The sequence below is a fragment of the Collinsella sp. An307 genome, assembly GCF_002161805.1.
In the GTDB taxonomy this organism is placed as follows: domain Bacteria; phylum Actinomycetota; class Coriobacteriia; order Coriobacteriales; family Coriobacteriaceae; genus Coprousia.
Map to the genome: position 1 here is coordinate 216,457 of NZ_NFIP01000002.1, position 15,510 is coordinate 231,966.

General features: G+C 56.7%; 11 protein-coding genes. 9 read left to right on the plus strand and 2 right to left on the minus strand.

All coding sequences use genetic code 11. The features are described 5' to 3' along the window. Window positions 1-632 precede the first annotated feature (632 nt). Complete coding sequence (gene istA, locus B5F89_RS02925) at window positions 633-1,817, plus strand: IS21 family transposase (RefSeq protein ID WP_158098403.1); 1,185 nt, start codon at window positions 633-635, stop codon at window positions 1,815-1,817. A 371-nt stretch (window positions 1,818-2,188) separates the two neighbouring features. Next, window positions 2,189-2,866, plus strand: a complete 678-nt coding sequence (locus B5F89_RS02930; protein WP_087430316.1) for an ATP-binding protein — start codon at window positions 2,189-2,191, stop codon at window positions 2,864-2,866. 239 nt (window positions 2,867-3,105) lie between these two features. Here the strand turns inward: B5F89_RS02930 and B5F89_RS02935 are convergent, their stop codons facing one another. Then, window positions 3,106-3,648 (minus strand): transposase, encoded by a 543-nt coding sequence (locus B5F89_RS02935; protein WP_143758323.1) that lies wholly within the window; start codon window positions 3,646-3,648, stop codon window positions 3,106-3,108. 590 nt (window positions 3,649-4,238) lie between these two features. Between B5F89_RS02935 and B5F89_RS02940 the strand changes: the two genes are divergently transcribed. From B5F89_RS02940 to B5F89_RS02950, 3 genes are all read left to right on the plus strand, one after another. Further along, window positions 4,239-5,762 carry a glycoside hydrolase family 25 protein gene (locus tag B5F89_RS02940; protein WP_158098404.1) on the plus strand — a complete coding sequence of 508 codons (1,524 nt, stop codon included), beginning with the start codon at window positions 4,239-4,241 and terminating at the stop codon, window positions 5,760-5,762. Window positions 5,763-5,842: 80 nt separating this feature from the next. Next, the gene (locus tag B5F89_RS02945) at window positions 5,843-7,924 is read left to right on the plus strand and encodes a DUF2142 domain-containing protein (RefSeq protein ID WP_087430319.1); all 2,082 of its coding nucleotides are present in this window, start codon (window positions 5,843-5,845) and stop codon (window positions 7,922-7,924) included. A gap of 32 nt (window positions 7,925-7,956) precedes the next feature. Continuing rightward, on the plus strand, window positions 7,957-10,374 hold the full coding sequence (locus B5F89_RS02950; RefSeq protein ID WP_143758325.1) for a glycosyltransferase family 2 protein: 2,418 nt from the start codon (window positions 7,957-7,959) through the stop codon (window positions 10,372-10,374). Window positions 10,375-10,473: 99 nt separating this feature from the next. Here B5F89_RS02950 and B5F89_RS10100 read toward each other — a convergent pair whose 3' ends face one another. Further along, window positions 10,474-11,208, minus strand: a complete 735-nt coding sequence (locus B5F89_RS10100) for a hypothetical protein (protein WP_204230558.1) — start codon at window positions 11,206-11,208, stop codon at window positions 10,474-10,476. A 1,369-nt stretch (window positions 11,209-12,577) separates the two neighbouring features. Here B5F89_RS10100 and B5F89_RS02965 point away from each other — a divergent pair. The 4 genes from B5F89_RS02965 to rfbB all read left to right on the plus strand — a co-directional run bounded on the left by B5F89_RS02965 (window position 12,578) and on the right by rfbB (window position 15,444). Beyond that, window positions 12,578-12,850 (plus strand): DUF1778 domain-containing protein, encoded by a 273-nt coding sequence (locus tag B5F89_RS02965; protein ID WP_087430322.1) that lies wholly within the window; start codon window positions 12,578-12,580, stop codon window positions 12,848-12,850. A 41-nt stretch (window positions 12,851-12,891) separates the two neighbouring features. After that, a complete protein-coding gene (locus B5F89_RS02970; RefSeq protein WP_158098405.1) occupies window positions 12,892-13,323 on the plus strand; it encodes a GNAT family N-acetyltransferase in 432 nt (143 codons plus the stop codon). A gap of 167 nt (window positions 13,324-13,490) precedes the next feature. After that, the gene (gene rfbA, locus B5F89_RS02975) at window positions 13,491-14,390 is read left to right on the plus strand and encodes a glucose-1-phosphate thymidylyltransferase RfbA (RefSeq protein WP_087430324.1); all 900 of its coding nucleotides are present in this window, start codon (window positions 13,491-13,493) and stop codon (window positions 14,388-14,390) included. 34 nt (window positions 14,391-14,424) lie between these two features. Beyond that, complete coding sequence (rfbB, locus tag B5F89_RS02980) at window positions 14,425-15,444, plus strand: dTDP-glucose 4,6-dehydratase (protein WP_087430325.1); 1,020 nt, start codon at window positions 14,425-14,427, stop codon at window positions 15,442-15,444. Window positions 15,445-15,510: the final 66 nt, after the last annotated feature.

Consider the following 15,510-nt stretch of genomic DNA (forward strand, 5'->3'; position numbering starts at 1 on the left):
GTGCGAGATTGGGTTTTCGGGTATTTGAATGTGAAAATGTAGGGGAAGAAGACGTCTATTTCCGATTAGATTTGCAAAGACTCTTATGGCCGGCAATCAGCCGAGTAGACGTTTGCGCTATCAGCGTGGACCAAGGAAACGCGGGTGGGTCAGCAGCATACGGTGGATTATCCCAGAGATTTTCGACAGCCTTTTGCCTCTATGCTTCACCGTGAGTGTGCGGAGGTCGTAGAGATTGAGACCGAGAGGGCTGCAGGTGGTAGGGCCATGACAGTGAAGCACTGCGGGTAGTGCTTCTTCCACGAGCGCAGGTTGTTCACGAACGACATGGATCTGTGGTGGATGGGGTCACGGGCGTCTGTTTTGTTGGACTCGTTTGCGAGTCCAAGTACGCATGCAGACGCGTTGCGTGTACGCTCCCATCGCGAGCGGCCGCTGAGCCCTTCGTGACGTGCCTCTTCATTGTCCGTGTTTGATAACCTCTGATTTGCGAATTTGAGCATATTGTTTTTTCGGTAATGAGTACGAAAAACTTTCGGGTCTGAGCATGGGCGCACCGACCATCCCGTTCGGCCTAACGTTGTCGTTGCATCGGTTTCGACAAGGGAGGGCCGGGAAAGGAAATGATCGGCGTGGACAAGATCGACGATATCAGAAGGTTGGGCAGGAGCGGGGAGAACGTCGCCTCGATAGTCCGGGACACCGGGGTCTCGGAGCCGACGGTGAGGAAGTACCTTAGAAAGGCAGACTTCTCCGAAAAGCCTCCCAGGGTCGGCAAAACCCCTGGATCGCCCCTGCTCGCACCCTATGCGGACCTGATCGATTCATGGCTCAGCGAGGACAGGCGCTGCTGGTTCAAGCAGCGCCACTCGGCCAAGAAGGTCTACGACAGGCTCGTCGAGGAGCGGGGTTTCGAGGGGTCGTACTCGACCGTGCGGAGATATGTGAAATGCAGGCGCACCGAGCTGGCGGCGGGGCTCGACTCCCGTGAGGCGCAGGGGTTCCTGCTGCTCGACTGGCTGCCCGGCGAGTGCCAGGTCGACTTCGGGCAAGCCGACTTCCGCGTGCGGGGCGTGCTCATCCGCGGGCACTTCCTGGTCGTGATGTTCCCGCACTCCAACGTCGGGCTCGCACAGGTGTTCTGGGGGGGGGCGGCCGAATGCGTCTGCCAGGGGCTCGGGGACGTGTTCGAGTTCCTGGGAGGCGTGCCGCTGCGCGCCGTGTTCGACAGTGCCACCGAGGTCGGGCGCCGCATCAGCGCGCAGGTGGTCACCTCGGAACTCTTCCGCCGCTTCGCTGCGCACTACGGCCTGGACTACAGCTTCGCCAAACCCTGCTTCGGCAACGAGAAGGGCTCGGTGGAGAACAAGGTCGGGGCGCTTCGGCGCAACCTGTTCGTGCTGATACCGCAGTTCTTCGACGCAAGGGGTTACAACAAAAGCCTCCTCGAGGCGTGCCTGAAGGCGTCTGACGGCAAGCCCCACTACAGAAAGGGCGCGACCGAGCCCGAGCTATTCGAGGACGACCGCGCGGCGCTCTCGCCCTTGCCCGCATCGCCCTTCGCGTGCGTCACGTGGCTCACCAGGAAGTGCGACAAGCAGGGTGGCTTCAGGGCCGGCGGGAACCACCCCTACTCCGCCGGCCCGGAGATGGCCTCCCGCGAGGTCGCCGTCGCCATGGGCGCCTTCGACGTCGCGGTCGTGGGGCTCGGCGGCGAGGTCGTCACCGAGTACCCGCGCGAGTGGGGCGACGCGCCGACGGACTCCGCGGACCCCGCGCTCCAGCTGAGGCTGCTCTGCGCACGTCCCGGCGGGTAGCGCGACAGTGTGGTGAGGAGGTCGCTACCCGTCGAGCTCGTGGAGTTCCTCGACTCGGAGGAGCCAGCGGACCTCAGCGCGGACCTCAGGGCGCTGCGCGACGTGAGCGCCCGCCGCGGCTGGGCCGCGGCGGTGGAGGGGGCGATGCGCTCGCTCGAAGCGACGGGCGGCGTGGACGTCGCCACGCTCGAGCTGTCGGCTGTCAGGGCGGCGGCGGGCGACGCACTGGTCGAGTACGACGAACCGGTGGACCTCGCGGGGTACGATCGCGCGTTCGAGCTGCTGGAAGGGGACGCTTCCGATGTCGAGGCTGTCTGGCGCCGAGCACTCCGAGTTCGCCTCGCGCGCTCTTCATCTCGAAAGCCACGGCGGTGTGGTTCCCCGAGACCGCCATCCCCGGCCAGCTCTCCGCGTGCTCGTCGATGCTCGCCCGCGAGCTGGAGTCGCGCGAGCGCTCGAAGCGGGCGAGGCTGCTCAGGCAGGCCAGGTTCCCCGTGCCCAAGGCTGCCGAGGGGTTCGACGGGTCCCTCGTCCGGTTCCCGGAGGGCTGGGGCCGCGAGGAGATGCTCTCGCTCGACTTCGTCGGGCATGCGGAGGACCTCGTCTTCCACGGCCCGACCGGCCGCGGTAAGACCCACATGGTCACCGCGCTCGGCGTCGAGGCAACCCGTCGCGGCATCCCGGTCAGGTTCTACCAGACCGCCTCGCTCGTCCTCCAGCTCGGCAAGGCGAAGCGGGAGGGGCCCTGGACAGGCTGGTGGCGGACATCGGGCGCGCATCGCTGGTCGTACCGGACGAGTTCGGCTACGTTTCCTTCGACGTCGACGGGCCCGCCTGCTCTATACCAGGTCATATCGGATTCGTACGAGAGGAGGAACGTCGTGTTCACGACCAACGTGGAGTTCTCGAAGTGGGGGACGGTCTTCGCCAACGACAAGCTCGCCGCCGCGATCGTGGATCGCGTCGTCCACCACGGCAGGCTCGTGGGGTTCGGCGGCCCCAGCCGCAGGCTGGAGCAATCGCTCATGCTGGGCAAGTCAGGAAGTTAGCGGCGAGCCCGTGCCGGAACCCGAAAAAGTTTCGCGACCGAACCCGAAAGAAGCGCATGCCCTTTTCCAAAAAGAAGACTTGACCAAACACAGACGTACGAGACGTCCTCGAGGAAGTCTGCCCAGAACCCGCACCACTGCAGGTAGCGCTCGGTCCACCAGCTCGCCTGGCGGAGGGTGTCGAGGTGCATGAGCTCGACGGCGAGGGCGTAGAGCTCACGTCTTGCCTGGAGCCTCGGTCACGAGGTCGTGTACCTCTTCACCTGCGAGAACGCGTGGAAGAGGCACCTCTGCACCCGCGTGCCCGGCCACACCCGGCGCCTTGCCCTCTCGAAGCCCATCCCGCCGTCGCACACCACCACGTCCGGCGCCGGGACGGGCGCCATCAGCGCCTCCCAGGCCCTCGAGGTCTCCGACTGCGCCATGTACCACGACACTACGTGCTCCCCGTCGTGCGCGATGAGCACCACGAGGCCGCGCGCGAGCCAGATCCCGTCGACGAAGAGCACCCGGTGGACCTCGCCCGTCGGCTCGGGCATGAGCCAGACGCGCCAGAACCCGGCGATCCTCCTCCTGAACGTACGTCCTTGTCCGGGCAGCGAGAGCTGGGTGTCCTTCGACGTCAGCCACGCCAGGAACTCCCCGAGCCTCGCGGCCGTATCGTCGTAGGAGACGGTCGAGGAGGTCCCGCAGGAGGGGCACCTCCACCTCTGAGACCCGGCTTTGGTCTTCCCGTTCCTCTTCATCGTCGCCCCGCAGGAGGGGCATCTGACCGCCTTCATCTCGATCCCCCTGGATATTCGGATTTTAACGGCCCGATTTCCGCCATCCACCTGCAGGGCCGGGATGAAACCGGACACACCTTCTGTCCGAGCGGTTAAAACCACCGCGTAGATTTAAACGAACAAAAAAGCATCGACCCGCATCGATGCCCCTGAAGCGGACACACTTTTTGTCCTATAAGCCGCTATTCCTCTATCGAAGCGCGCAAGAATCTTGATGACGCTAGATTGATTAGTACTTCGTTTTGTGGGCAGCGAGAGCCTTAGGTTTATAGCGTCACACCGCGGTGTGGGCCTTTCTTTCGGTCGAGAGCCTTGGGCCGGGGTGGCGAATGGGCATATTGTTGTTCACGTACTGAAGGCCAGTCTTGGAACGTTTACTTCTGGCCCTTGGGAGGAGGGTATCATTCTACATATTTGAGCATTTTGGACCGCAGACTTTAAATGCTGCGGGTCAGTACTGAGTCGTCAACTGAGTGGAAAATGCTGGCACGTTGCGCGTAACCCATGAAGCTTCGGGTCTTATGAGATGCCTGTGCCATAATTGCATACGGCATATGCTACGAGCTTTGAGATGGGTTGGAGGGTTTATGAGGAACATCTCTAGACCGATTATTGCGGGGGCTGTCGGCGTCTTGTTGCTTACTGCGGTAACAGTGCCTGTTTGCGCATTTGCCGAGGGGCAGAACGACGCCGTGACTTCACAGCAAGATGAAGCTGCGGCCGTTTTCGATGACGTTGCTGTCACTGCTGACGATGACATAATGGCTGTTCAAGGTGATTCTTCCGCTGCAGATGAAGGCACCCAGCAGGAACCAGAGCAAGATGCTTCGGGCGCCTTTGCGAACAGCTTCCGCTTCGTTGACGGTTATCTCATCGACGGAGCAAGCACTGAGACTTCGCCCGAGGATGTCGGCATTTCCACTGCTGCTATCGATTTCAGCAAAGGCGGTAATACGTGGTCGAATGCTGGTGGCGGAACGTATGTGGCTACGGGTACTGACGGTTCCACTGGTATGACCGTGACGGGTGCCAAGGGTTTTGGCATCGACGTTTCGTCGTGGCAAGGTACGATTGATTGGGCCATGGTAAAGGCATCGGGCATTGTCGATTACGCGATTATCCGATGCGGTTGGGGAGACAACTTTCGTTCTCAGGATGACCGAGAGTTTCTTAACAATGTGCGTGGTTGCCTGAACAACGGAATACCCTTTGGTATTTATATTTATTCGTATGCATATAATACTTCTATGGCGCAAAGCGAGGCGTCTCATGTAATGCGCCTGTTAAGCGAAGCGGGTCTCTCTCCTTCAAAAGTTGCCTACCCCATTTATCTTGACCTTGAGCAGCAGGATTCTTCTGGTCGTCCTTCGGGTATGGATGACGGGGTTTTTCATACTGTCAGCAACCAGATGCTTGAGCAGATTGCCATCACATTCTGTTCATCTATCGAGAATGCCGGCTATAACGCTGGCGTGTATGCAAACAAGAATTGGTGGACTAACTATTTAACGGAAAGTTCCTTTGGTGAGTGGAGCAAGTGGGTTGCGCAATACAACACAAGTTGCACCTATTCTGGTTCGTATGATATGTGGCAGTGCATGAGCAACGGACGCATCCCGGGCATTGATGGCAACGTGGATATAAACTTTGACTTTGTCGATTTGGAGAACCTGGCACCCGAGGATCCGTCAAATGGCGGGACGGCTGCAATGTACCGTCTTTACAATCCAAATACAGGCGAACATCTATATACTTCCGATAGAAATGAGAGAAATACTCTTGTACGTATAGGCTGGATATACGAGCAAATTGGCTGGCATGCGCCGTCCTCTTCGTCTACCCCAGTTTACCGTTTGTATAATCCGAATAATGGTGATCATCATTACACAACAGATTCACATGAGCGAGATGTCCTAAGGTCAATTGGATGGAACTATGAGAATATTTGCTGGTATTCTGACGATTCAAAAGAAGTGGTTTTGTACCGTCTCTTCAACCCCAACCAGCTTGGACCGGGAGCTCATCACTACACTAGGGATGCCAATGAACGCGATACGCTGGTGCGCCTTGGTTGGAGGAGCGAAGGCATTGCTTGGTACGGATTGAAATAGTTTTTTGATATTGCCGCTACGGTCGCCGTTGCTCTTTTTTTGCAACGGCGACTCTCTTGTAGACGATTTGAAGGGAATATATGATTAAGCAGTCCTGCTGCCATTCGCTGTCTTGGTTGAGTTTATCTTCACTGACCTTACTAGAGAAGCTAGCCTGTGGTGTCTGTGCCACTGTGCTTGCAGTGGGCGGCCTTATCTTTTCAACAACACATCACGGTAGTGCAATTGCTTCGTATCTGATTCTCTCCATTTGGGTTATTGTTGCAGTTATTTCAACAATGAGGCTGTACGGAGCCTGTTCCAAAGAATCGAAAACTGCCCAAGGTAAGCGTGGAGCGTTTATTTCGCACGTCGTGATTGCCTTGATTCTTTCCCTTTTGATTGAATGCGGGACCCTCGTCGGTTCTTTGTCTTCGAGTCCATTGCTATTTCCAGACTGGAACGTCAAGCGATTGGTGGTCTATTTTGGAATCGCTTATTCCTTCATTCTTGTAGTGCGGATTGGTGCAAGTCCTGTATCGCTTAGGAAGATATCTGAAAGCCTTCGTAAGAATCTTGACGATATTGTAAATCGCCTGCATAGTCTTTCGATCCAACTCAAAACAATCATTTTCGCGTCGGCCGCAGCTTCCGTGATCCTTGCAGGTCTATCTGTAACGGTATTTGATCTTTCCCCTTATATTACGGTGCCTTTTTTTGCCGCGGTTTTTCTTGCAATTGCATTCCTGTGCGTGGAATGCTCGCTCCCATCCTTTCGTATTGAAAACGTCTTTCTTGCGATTGCAGTACCTGCCGGGATTATCGTTGCTATTGCTTTTCCGGCTGGTAATCTATACTCATGGGATGATGAAGTGCATTATATCCGCGCGCTACAGCTGTCTTACATCGCTGATGTTGAGCAGACCGCCTCTGATCGCATGGTGGGCGAGCTGTTTCGTGTTGAGCCTGGATTTAGCGAAGATGTTTCCAATAAGAGGTATCCAATCAATTTAGATCAGACTTGGAAGAAAGAGCAAATCGATAAGACTACTGCCGAGCTTGACCGTAACAATACACTTGATTCGATCACTACGAGTAGCGGAATAAATGCCTTTGTTGCGTCGGTAACGAGTGTTGGTTATATTCCATCTGCAATCGGATTATGGCTCGGTAGATTGTTGGGTCTGTCGTTTACCGCAACGTTCTTGATGGGGAGAATCGCAAATCTTCTCTCTTACTCACTGGTTTCATACGCTGCGATTCGGATTATCCCTGTAAAAAGACGACTTTTGCTGGTTTTGTCGCTTATGCCAACAACGCTGTTCATGGCGGCAAACTATTCGTATGATCCGTGGGTTATCTCGTTTACACACCTCGCGCTTGCTATGTTTTTGCGGGAATACCTTAAAGCCGGCTCTATTGATTACGGCAGGGTTCTTGTTTCTATCGGGGTGTTCTTTATAGCGTTTTGCCCCAAAGCTGTCTACTTCCCAATCATGGGTATAGTTTGCATCTTGTTATGGACCCGTTGTGATAAGAGTGATGCTAAGAAATGCATCATCTTCGCTCTGTTTATGGCGTTTCTTCTCATCGTCTCGTTTATGCTTCCCATCATATTGCCGGTTCCCGGTGATGTCGGAGATCTTCGTGGCGGAACTGAGGTTAATTCTTCCGGGCAGCTGTCATTTGTGATGCAAAGCCCCCTTGGCTATCTCTCTATTTTGATTCGCTTCTTATTGGGTAACTACCTAACCGTTGGAACAATCGAAGATGGCTTTACCAATCTTTCGTATATGGGTTCGTTAAACAGTATGTATCCATTTTTGACCGGTTTTGTCTTTATTGCGGTCATAGTGGTTTCGATACTCGATTCTGATAGTTTGTCCGCCCGGATGCTCTCGGCAAAGAATAGGCTCTGGGCCAGTTTCATAATCGTTTGTACTTTGGCCCTAGTCTGCTCCGCCTTATATATTTCTTTTACCGCTGTAGGTTCCTCAACTATTGCCGGTGTGCAAGCACGATACATGGCCCCTTTGTGGCTACTTGTGTTTTGCTTTGTCTTCTCGTTTCGAGTTGAAGCTCATTTCTCTAGTAGAGCTTTTTCGTGCGTTGTAGGAATTGGCACAGGATTGTTACTATATGGGACTCTTTGGTTGCTAGTGGTTTCGCGCATATTTGCATAGAGGCTGTTTTCGGCTGTTAGGATGTGATTTGGTTGAAGGTTAAGTTCGGCAAGGTATGTCGTGGCGGAGGCGTAATCTACATCGACGCGCAAATTACCGTATTGCCGGGTACCACAGAGATGAGGGTTTCCGCCAAATCGGAGTGTGGGGTGGATTTGCCGGTCGAAGTCTACTATCTAAATCGGCATCAAAGCAACTCAGTGTCAAGTGGGGGTGCTATGCGGAATTGCGTCCTCGCAACACCGATGTTGAACACGAGCAAGATTATTTTCACGTTTGAGGCCATTGGCGCGGGCAGGGATGTTATTGATTCAAAGGTAAAGCGTGTTCGACGCACCCTTACAAAATGGCTTTCTCGCCTGAACTATAAACTCAACTATGGTGAGGTCTCTCATCTGCGCGACATTGATCGTTTTACATATTCCGACCAGATCCATATCAAGCCAATGTACTGTTCGGTGGCCGAGAAGCGACATCAGTTAGTGGTGAAGGGAATCATCTGCACCCCTTCTGAAACTGGCAGACCACAGCTACAGCTGCTTGCATCTGACGGTAATCAAGTTGATGAATTCTCACCTTACCTGCTGCCGACACAACAAGTTGTCTATGATGGCGTTCCGAGAGCTGAAACAAGCTTTACGGCTCGAATTCCGGACGACGGAAATGCATATTGCCTTGTGGCCAAAGGCGGGGGCGATGTTCGCTCGGGTTTTATGAGCCTGTACAAGGGGCGCACGACTCCTGCCTTTACCAATCATTTTATGTTCTACTACCGTGCCGTCCGGGCGTGGATTTGGCCTAACCTGGCTCGTGACCATGCGCGCAAGTACGAGCTTGCAAATCCACGGGATTACGTTGTCGCAAATGGCCCAAAAATAAGTATCGTTGTGCCCTTGTATAACACTCCAGTTGCCTTTCTTCGCGAGATGGTTCAATCTGTTTTGGACCAACTTTATACTGACTGGGAGCTCGTTCTGGTTAATTCCACTCCGGATAATCAACAGCTGTGTCACGAGCTCGACTCGATTTCCGACGATAGAGTTAAGATTCTCACACTATCGGAGAACTTGGGGATTTCTGAGAACACTAACGCCGGTATTCAAGCGTGCACCGGTGAATATATCGCGTTCTTCGACCATGACGACGTGCTCGATAAACTTGTCTTGTTCCGCTATGCCAAGGAGATATCCGAACACCCTGAAATAGATGCCCTGTATTGCGACGAGGACATTCTTTCGGAAAACGGCGAATACTCTGCCCCACATTTCAAGTCAGATTTTAACTTGGATTTGCTTCGGGCTCATAACTATGTAACTCATTTGCTTACCGTGCGGGCTGATTACGTGCGTGACCTGATGCTTCGCAAAGAGTACGACGGAGCACAGGACTATGATTTTGTGTTGCGTTTGGCAGAGCGTACGGACAGATTCGCTCATATTCCAGAGGTGCTGTATCACTGGCGCGCAAGCGCTACATCCACCGCCAGTAATTCTCAGAGCAAGCCTTATGCTCAACTTGCTGGCTTGCGCGCTCTTGACGAACATCTCTCTCGCTGCTCCCTTTCTGCTCGAGCAGCAGAATCGGATGTCATGTTTTTCTATAAGACCTCCTACCGGGTAGAGGGGAGTCCGCTTGTCAGCATAATCATTCCAAACAAAGATAGTGTTGAGGTGCTTTCGCGCTGCGTGGATTCTTTGGAGCAGATTACTTCCTACAAGTATTTTGAAGTGGTAATCGTTGAAAACAACAGCGTGTGCACCGATACGTTTAAATTCTATGACGAAGTCCAGACAAGGTACGACAACGTGCGCGTTATCACGTGGTCTGATGAGTTTAACTACTCGAATATAAATAACTATGGTGCCGAGCACGCCCGCGGCGACTACCTTTTGCTCTTGAATAATGATACTGAGATCATTGAGCCAAACTGGCTTGATTCTATGCTGGGGTTCTGTCAGCGCAAGGATGTTGCTGTCGTAGGTGCAAAATTACTCTATCCCGACGATACTATTCAGCATGCGGGGGTTGCCATGTTAAGTTGCAAAACCCTTGCAGAAGTTGGCGGCCCGGTTCACGTGTTCTGTCATCTGGATAAAGACGATTGCGGTTATATGAATCGCGCAGCTTTTTCGCAAGATGTTTCTGTTGTTACCGGTGCGTGCCTTCTTACCAAAAGGTCCGTATTCGACCAGTTGGGTGGCCTTTCTGGGCGATACGCGGTTGCATATAACGATGTTGATTATTGTCTGAGGGCTCGAGAGGCAGGATATTTGGTAGTTTATGATGCAGACGCCGTACTCTACCATTACGAGTCGTTTAGCCGCGGTAGCGACGAAGTCGGAGAACGTGCAGTACGCTTTGTTACCGAGCAAGGTAAGCTTAGAGAAGATTGGCCTGAGTACTTCACTGGAGCAGATCCGTATTACGGAAAATATCTAAATCTTGTCTAGAATTACTTGTTGTCGAGATGCTCCATGGGGCGGATGCGGCCTACTCAATATCCGCCCCATACGGTTTCATCGTTCGGGCCAATGTCCGTAAGTGTGTCGTTAATGACAATCCTTGCAAGGGGCATCTTTGCCGGCAGCCTGCGCCTGTTGAACTGTGCCACTTAAGATGGTGTGCGAGCGCCCGAGTGCTGGGCAGTCTTTGGTCGAATGCCATTTGGTGCCGCCGGGTGTCCAGTAAACGACGCATTCTTGCGGTGTCGAAGGTTGGAAGGGGGCGCTGGCTCCTGATCCACCTTGGGATTGGCTTCCATTGCTTGGAGTGGTGGGCGGAAGTTGGACGGCGTACCAAGCCACATCTTCCTTCCTCCAGCCAATGTTTCCAAGCGTGTTGTACTCATTCAGGCTCGTGGTGTAGTGATGCGTTCCAATTACCTCATTGGGGTTAAAAAGTCTGTAGACTTTAACTGTCTTGGCTTCGTCGGAATACCAACCTATATTCTCGTATGTCCAGCCAATACGAACCAGCGCGTCTCTTTCGTTGGCGTCCATAGTGTAGTGGTGGTCCCCACTATTGGGGTTGTACAGGCGATAGACGGGAGACTGAGATTGGGTGGGCGCAATCCAAGCGCAACCTTCCTGGACCCAGCCGATTCTTCCAAGTGTTGCGTATTCGTTTGCATCGTGAGTGTAATGGTGTTCGCCCGTGCTGCTGTTATAAAGCCTGTAGATGGTTGTTGTTTCGGCTGCCTGCGCAGCGGTTGGAGTAATTGCCAAGGCGGCAATTAGTACGAAGAGCGAGGCAAATAGCCTCCTAGTGAGCGTGCGTACTTTCATAGACTCTTCCTTCCCAACAAATACGCGTCGCTATCCGCATTATCAATGATGCTAGCATTCCCTTATGTGTTTAATTGGTTCAATCGGCGGGTGGTTGGTGCTGAATGAATAACAGTGTTCGTCGCGCTTAAAGTTTTGGCTCTGCAAAACCACCGCTAACATCCCTGAGTGCTCAGCGAATGGGTGCGGGCGTCCCATAGTGTGTGCCTCGTAATCGAGTAGGAGTCCCTCGCACTCACTCGCGAAGAGGGGCCGGCCAATGTTGTCGGCACCGACGGAGGTCTGGACCGTTCGGGCGACCCGCCACAGCTATTGCCACAGGCGGCGCGAGGGCACGCCGCGGAGGGGCGCGAGGAATGACTTGAGACTCGAGTGCAGGGAGTTCACGAACGCCGGGCGCCGGTTCGTTTCGGGCGCGCCTGACCTGAACGCCTCGCGGCGTGCGCCCATCCTGGGAAGGAGCCTGCGGTAGGCGCCGTGCAGGCCGGTGGCGACCAGGGTCCCGACGAGACCTTGCTCTCGAGCGCGCGGCCGACCTGCTCGTCGGTGCAACGACCGCAGCTGGAGAGTTCCGGGAGGACACCCCCGCGGTCATTGGCTCCGCAGACGGCGTAGGGATGCTCGCTGGAGACGTCCCATATGGAGACTTGGCCGTTGTGCCTCATGGCCTTGCGCGGCTTTGAGAAGGACTGCCTGCGGTTTCTACCCGCGAGTGACTCGGCGACTAGCGTGCCGTCGACCTGAACCTGAATCTTCACCTTGACGGGGCGAGCACGCCACCGGTCGAGGCTGTGAACGAGAGTCCGTAGCCGCGACAGAGCCAGCGCTGGGCGCCGGAGGCGGCTAGGCTGCGGCGCACGGGGCCCGTCGCGCCGCATATCGGGCTCCCCTTTGCGGGAGAATGATCTATGCGATGCGTATAAAAAGCTATCGGACGCAATTCAGAACCGAGATAGTCGGGCGGATAGGAGTTTTCTGCATCGCGTCGGGAAATGCCTGTATTCTAAAATTGAAATGCTGACAGAACGGTACTAAGATGTGACGCTCCGTCAGCGTAAAGAATAATACCGTCGAATCTTTAGTCCTCAATGGCAGTCTCCGCATGTTTCATTTCCCCTGTGGCTTGGGTCTCATAAAGAGTGCCGTTTGAGATTCCAAGACTTTCGCATTCCGTCTCGGCGCTGTCAATCGCAGTGAAGCCGTCGAACGTCACCTTTCACTCGTGCGGTGTCCTCACGCGCTTTTCAAGACTTGGAATCTCGGTGATGAGTGCTTGTGGGTTAATACGCCATGTACGTAATATCCCCGTACATTTGGTTATACTGCTAAAATGTCGTATTGCGAGTGAGTTATGTGAGGAGGATTCCCCATGGCAACGGTTTCGATGCAGAAACGAGCTCGTCTGGACATGCGTATGACGGAAGCGCAGCGCAGGGAGATTGAGCATGCAGCTGCAATCAAAGGCATGAGCCTGACCCAGTGGGCTCTCGAGAACCTGCTTTCCGCAGCTCGTCGGGATGTTTCAGAGGAGTCCACAACCCGTCTTTCGATAGACGCCTTCAATGAGTTCAAGAACGCTCTCGATGCCGGTATGCCCGAAGAGGCGCGTCGGCTTTTGCAACGTGAGCCGGTATGGAAATGAGCTGCTTCTCGGCGCCTCGTAAGCTCTTGGAGTCAGACGACGTGAGAGATTTTATCTCTGGTGTTGATGTGGTGGATGCATGGGTGCATTGCCGTGCGCACCGGAGCATGAGGCAAGGGACTGCGATCGTTTACGTTGTCTACAGCGGGCGAATCATCGCGGGGCTCTACGCGTTGAGCGCGCATTCCGTATTGCGCACCGATGTCGAGGGTGGCTGGCTGAAGCGCAATACCCCAGAGCACATACCTGCGATACTTCTGGGGATGCTGGGCGTAGATGTTCATTTTCAGGGCCAGGGGCTGGGAGCCTCCCTTTTAAGGGACGCTATACTGCGTTCCGTCGAGGTGTCTGGTCAGATAGGAGCCCGAGCGCTTCTGGTCGATCCGGCAAACAGCGAGGCTTCTGCCTTTTATCGCCATTTTGGGTTTAAGGAACTGGGGGGAACAACCAGGCTCTTCCTGCCGCTCTGCTAGCTGATTTGTCTGGCGTATCGAAGCGGTTCTTCAATTCGATGGAGAGTGGGGTGACGCGCGTGGCGCCGCCCTGTGCGCTTTGCCTAGAGACACCCCATCCGGCTCGCTCGCGCCCGCATGACGCGCTAGAATCATCTCCAGCATAGGTGACTCAAGAAAGGGCGCTCATGAAAGGCATCATCCTCGCGGGCGGGTCGGGCACGCGCCTGTACCCGCTCACCACGGTCACGAGCAAGCAGCTCCTGCCCGTGTACGACAAGCCCATGATCTACTACCCGCTCTCCGTCCTCATGATGGCGGGCATCCGCGACATCCTCATCATCTCGACGCCCGCGGACCTGCCCAACTTCGAGCGGCTCCTGCGCGACGGGTCGGACTTCGGGATCTCGCTCTCCTACGCCGCCCAGCCCTCGCCGGACGGCCTCGCCCAGGCCTTCCTCATCGGCGAGCGCTTCATCGCGGGCGAGCCCTGCGCGCTCGTGCTCGGGGACAACATCTTCTTCGGCAACGGCCTCTCGCGGCACCTGCGCCGCGCCGTGGCCAACGCCTCCGAGGGCCGCGCCACGGTCTTCGGCTACCACGTGGACGACCCCGAGCGCTTCGGCGTGGTGGAGTTCGACGGAGCGGGCCGCGCGGTCTCCATCGAGGAGAAGCCCGCGGCGCCCAAGAGCTCCTACGCCGTCACGGGGCTCTACTTCTACCCGGGAGACGTCGCCGCGCGCGCCGCGCTCGTCCGGCCCTCGGCCCGCGGCGAGCTCGAGATCACCGACCTCAACCGCATGTACCTCGACGACGCCCTCCTCGACGTCGTGACCCTCGGGCGCGGCTACGCCTGGCTCGACACCGGGACCATGGAGTCGCTCTACGAGGCCGGCGAGTTCGTCCGCGCCGTCGAGCGCGCGCAGGACACTCCGGTGTCGGTCCTCGAGGAGATCGCCTACGAGAACGGCTGGATCGACCGCGCCACGCTCGAGGCGTGCGCCGAGCGCTACGGCAAGTCGGTCTACGGCCAGCACCTCAAGAAGGTCGCCGACGGCGTCTACCGCGACCGCCCGAGCGCCTACTAGACCCGCGCAGCGAAAGATCCGAGAGGGGAGACACATGCCCGACACCTTCGAGCCGACCAACATCATCGTCACCGGCGGCTGCGGCTTCATCGGCAGCAACTTCGTGCATTACGTGGTGAACAACCACCCGGGCGTGCACGTGACGGTGCTCGACAAGCTCACCTACGCCGGCAACCCGGAGAACATCGCGGGGCTGCCCGCCGACCGCGTGGAGCTCGTGGTGGGCGACATCTGCGACCGGGCGCTCCTCGACGAGCTCGTCCCCGGCCACGACGCGATCGTCCACTACGCCGCGGAGTCCCACAACGACAACTCCATCGCCGACCCGGAGCCGTTCCTGCGCACCAACGTCGAGGGCACCTACGCGCTCCTCGAGGCGTGCCGCAAATACGGCGTCCGCTACCACCACGTCTCGACCGACGAGGTCTACGGCGACCTCGCGCTCGACGACCCGGCGCGCTTCACGGAGGAGACGCCCTACCGCCCGAGCTCGCCGTACAGCTCCACCAAGGCGTCCTCGGACCTGCTCGTGCGCGCCTGGCACCGCACCTTCGGCGTGCGCGCCACCATCTCCAACTGCTCCAACAACTACGGCCCCTACCAGCACGTGGAGAAGTTCATCCCGCGCCAGATCACCAACCTGATCGACGGGGTGCGCCCCAGGCTCTACGGCGACGGCAGGAACGTCCGCGACTGGATCCACACCGAGGACCACTCCTCGGCGGTGTGGACGATCCTCACCCGCGGGCGCATCGGGGAGACCTACCTCATCGGCGCCGACGGCGAGCGCTCCAACATCGACGTCCTGCGCGCCATCCTCGAGGCGTTCGGCCGCGAGCCGGACGACTTCGACTGGGTGCGCGACCGCCCCGGCCACGACCGCCGCTACGCCATCGACTCCACCAAGCTCAGAACCGAGCTCGGCTGGGAGCCGGCGCACACCGACTTCGCGGCCGGCCTCGCCGAGACCGTCGCGTGGTACCGCGACAACGAGGCCTGGTGGCGCCCCGCCAAGGCGGCCACCGAGGCGCGCTACGCCGCGCAGGGCCAGTAGGGCAGACGGGGCGCCCGCCGCGCGGCGCCCCCGCGGGCGCCATGGGGATGATCGCCCGGCGGGGGC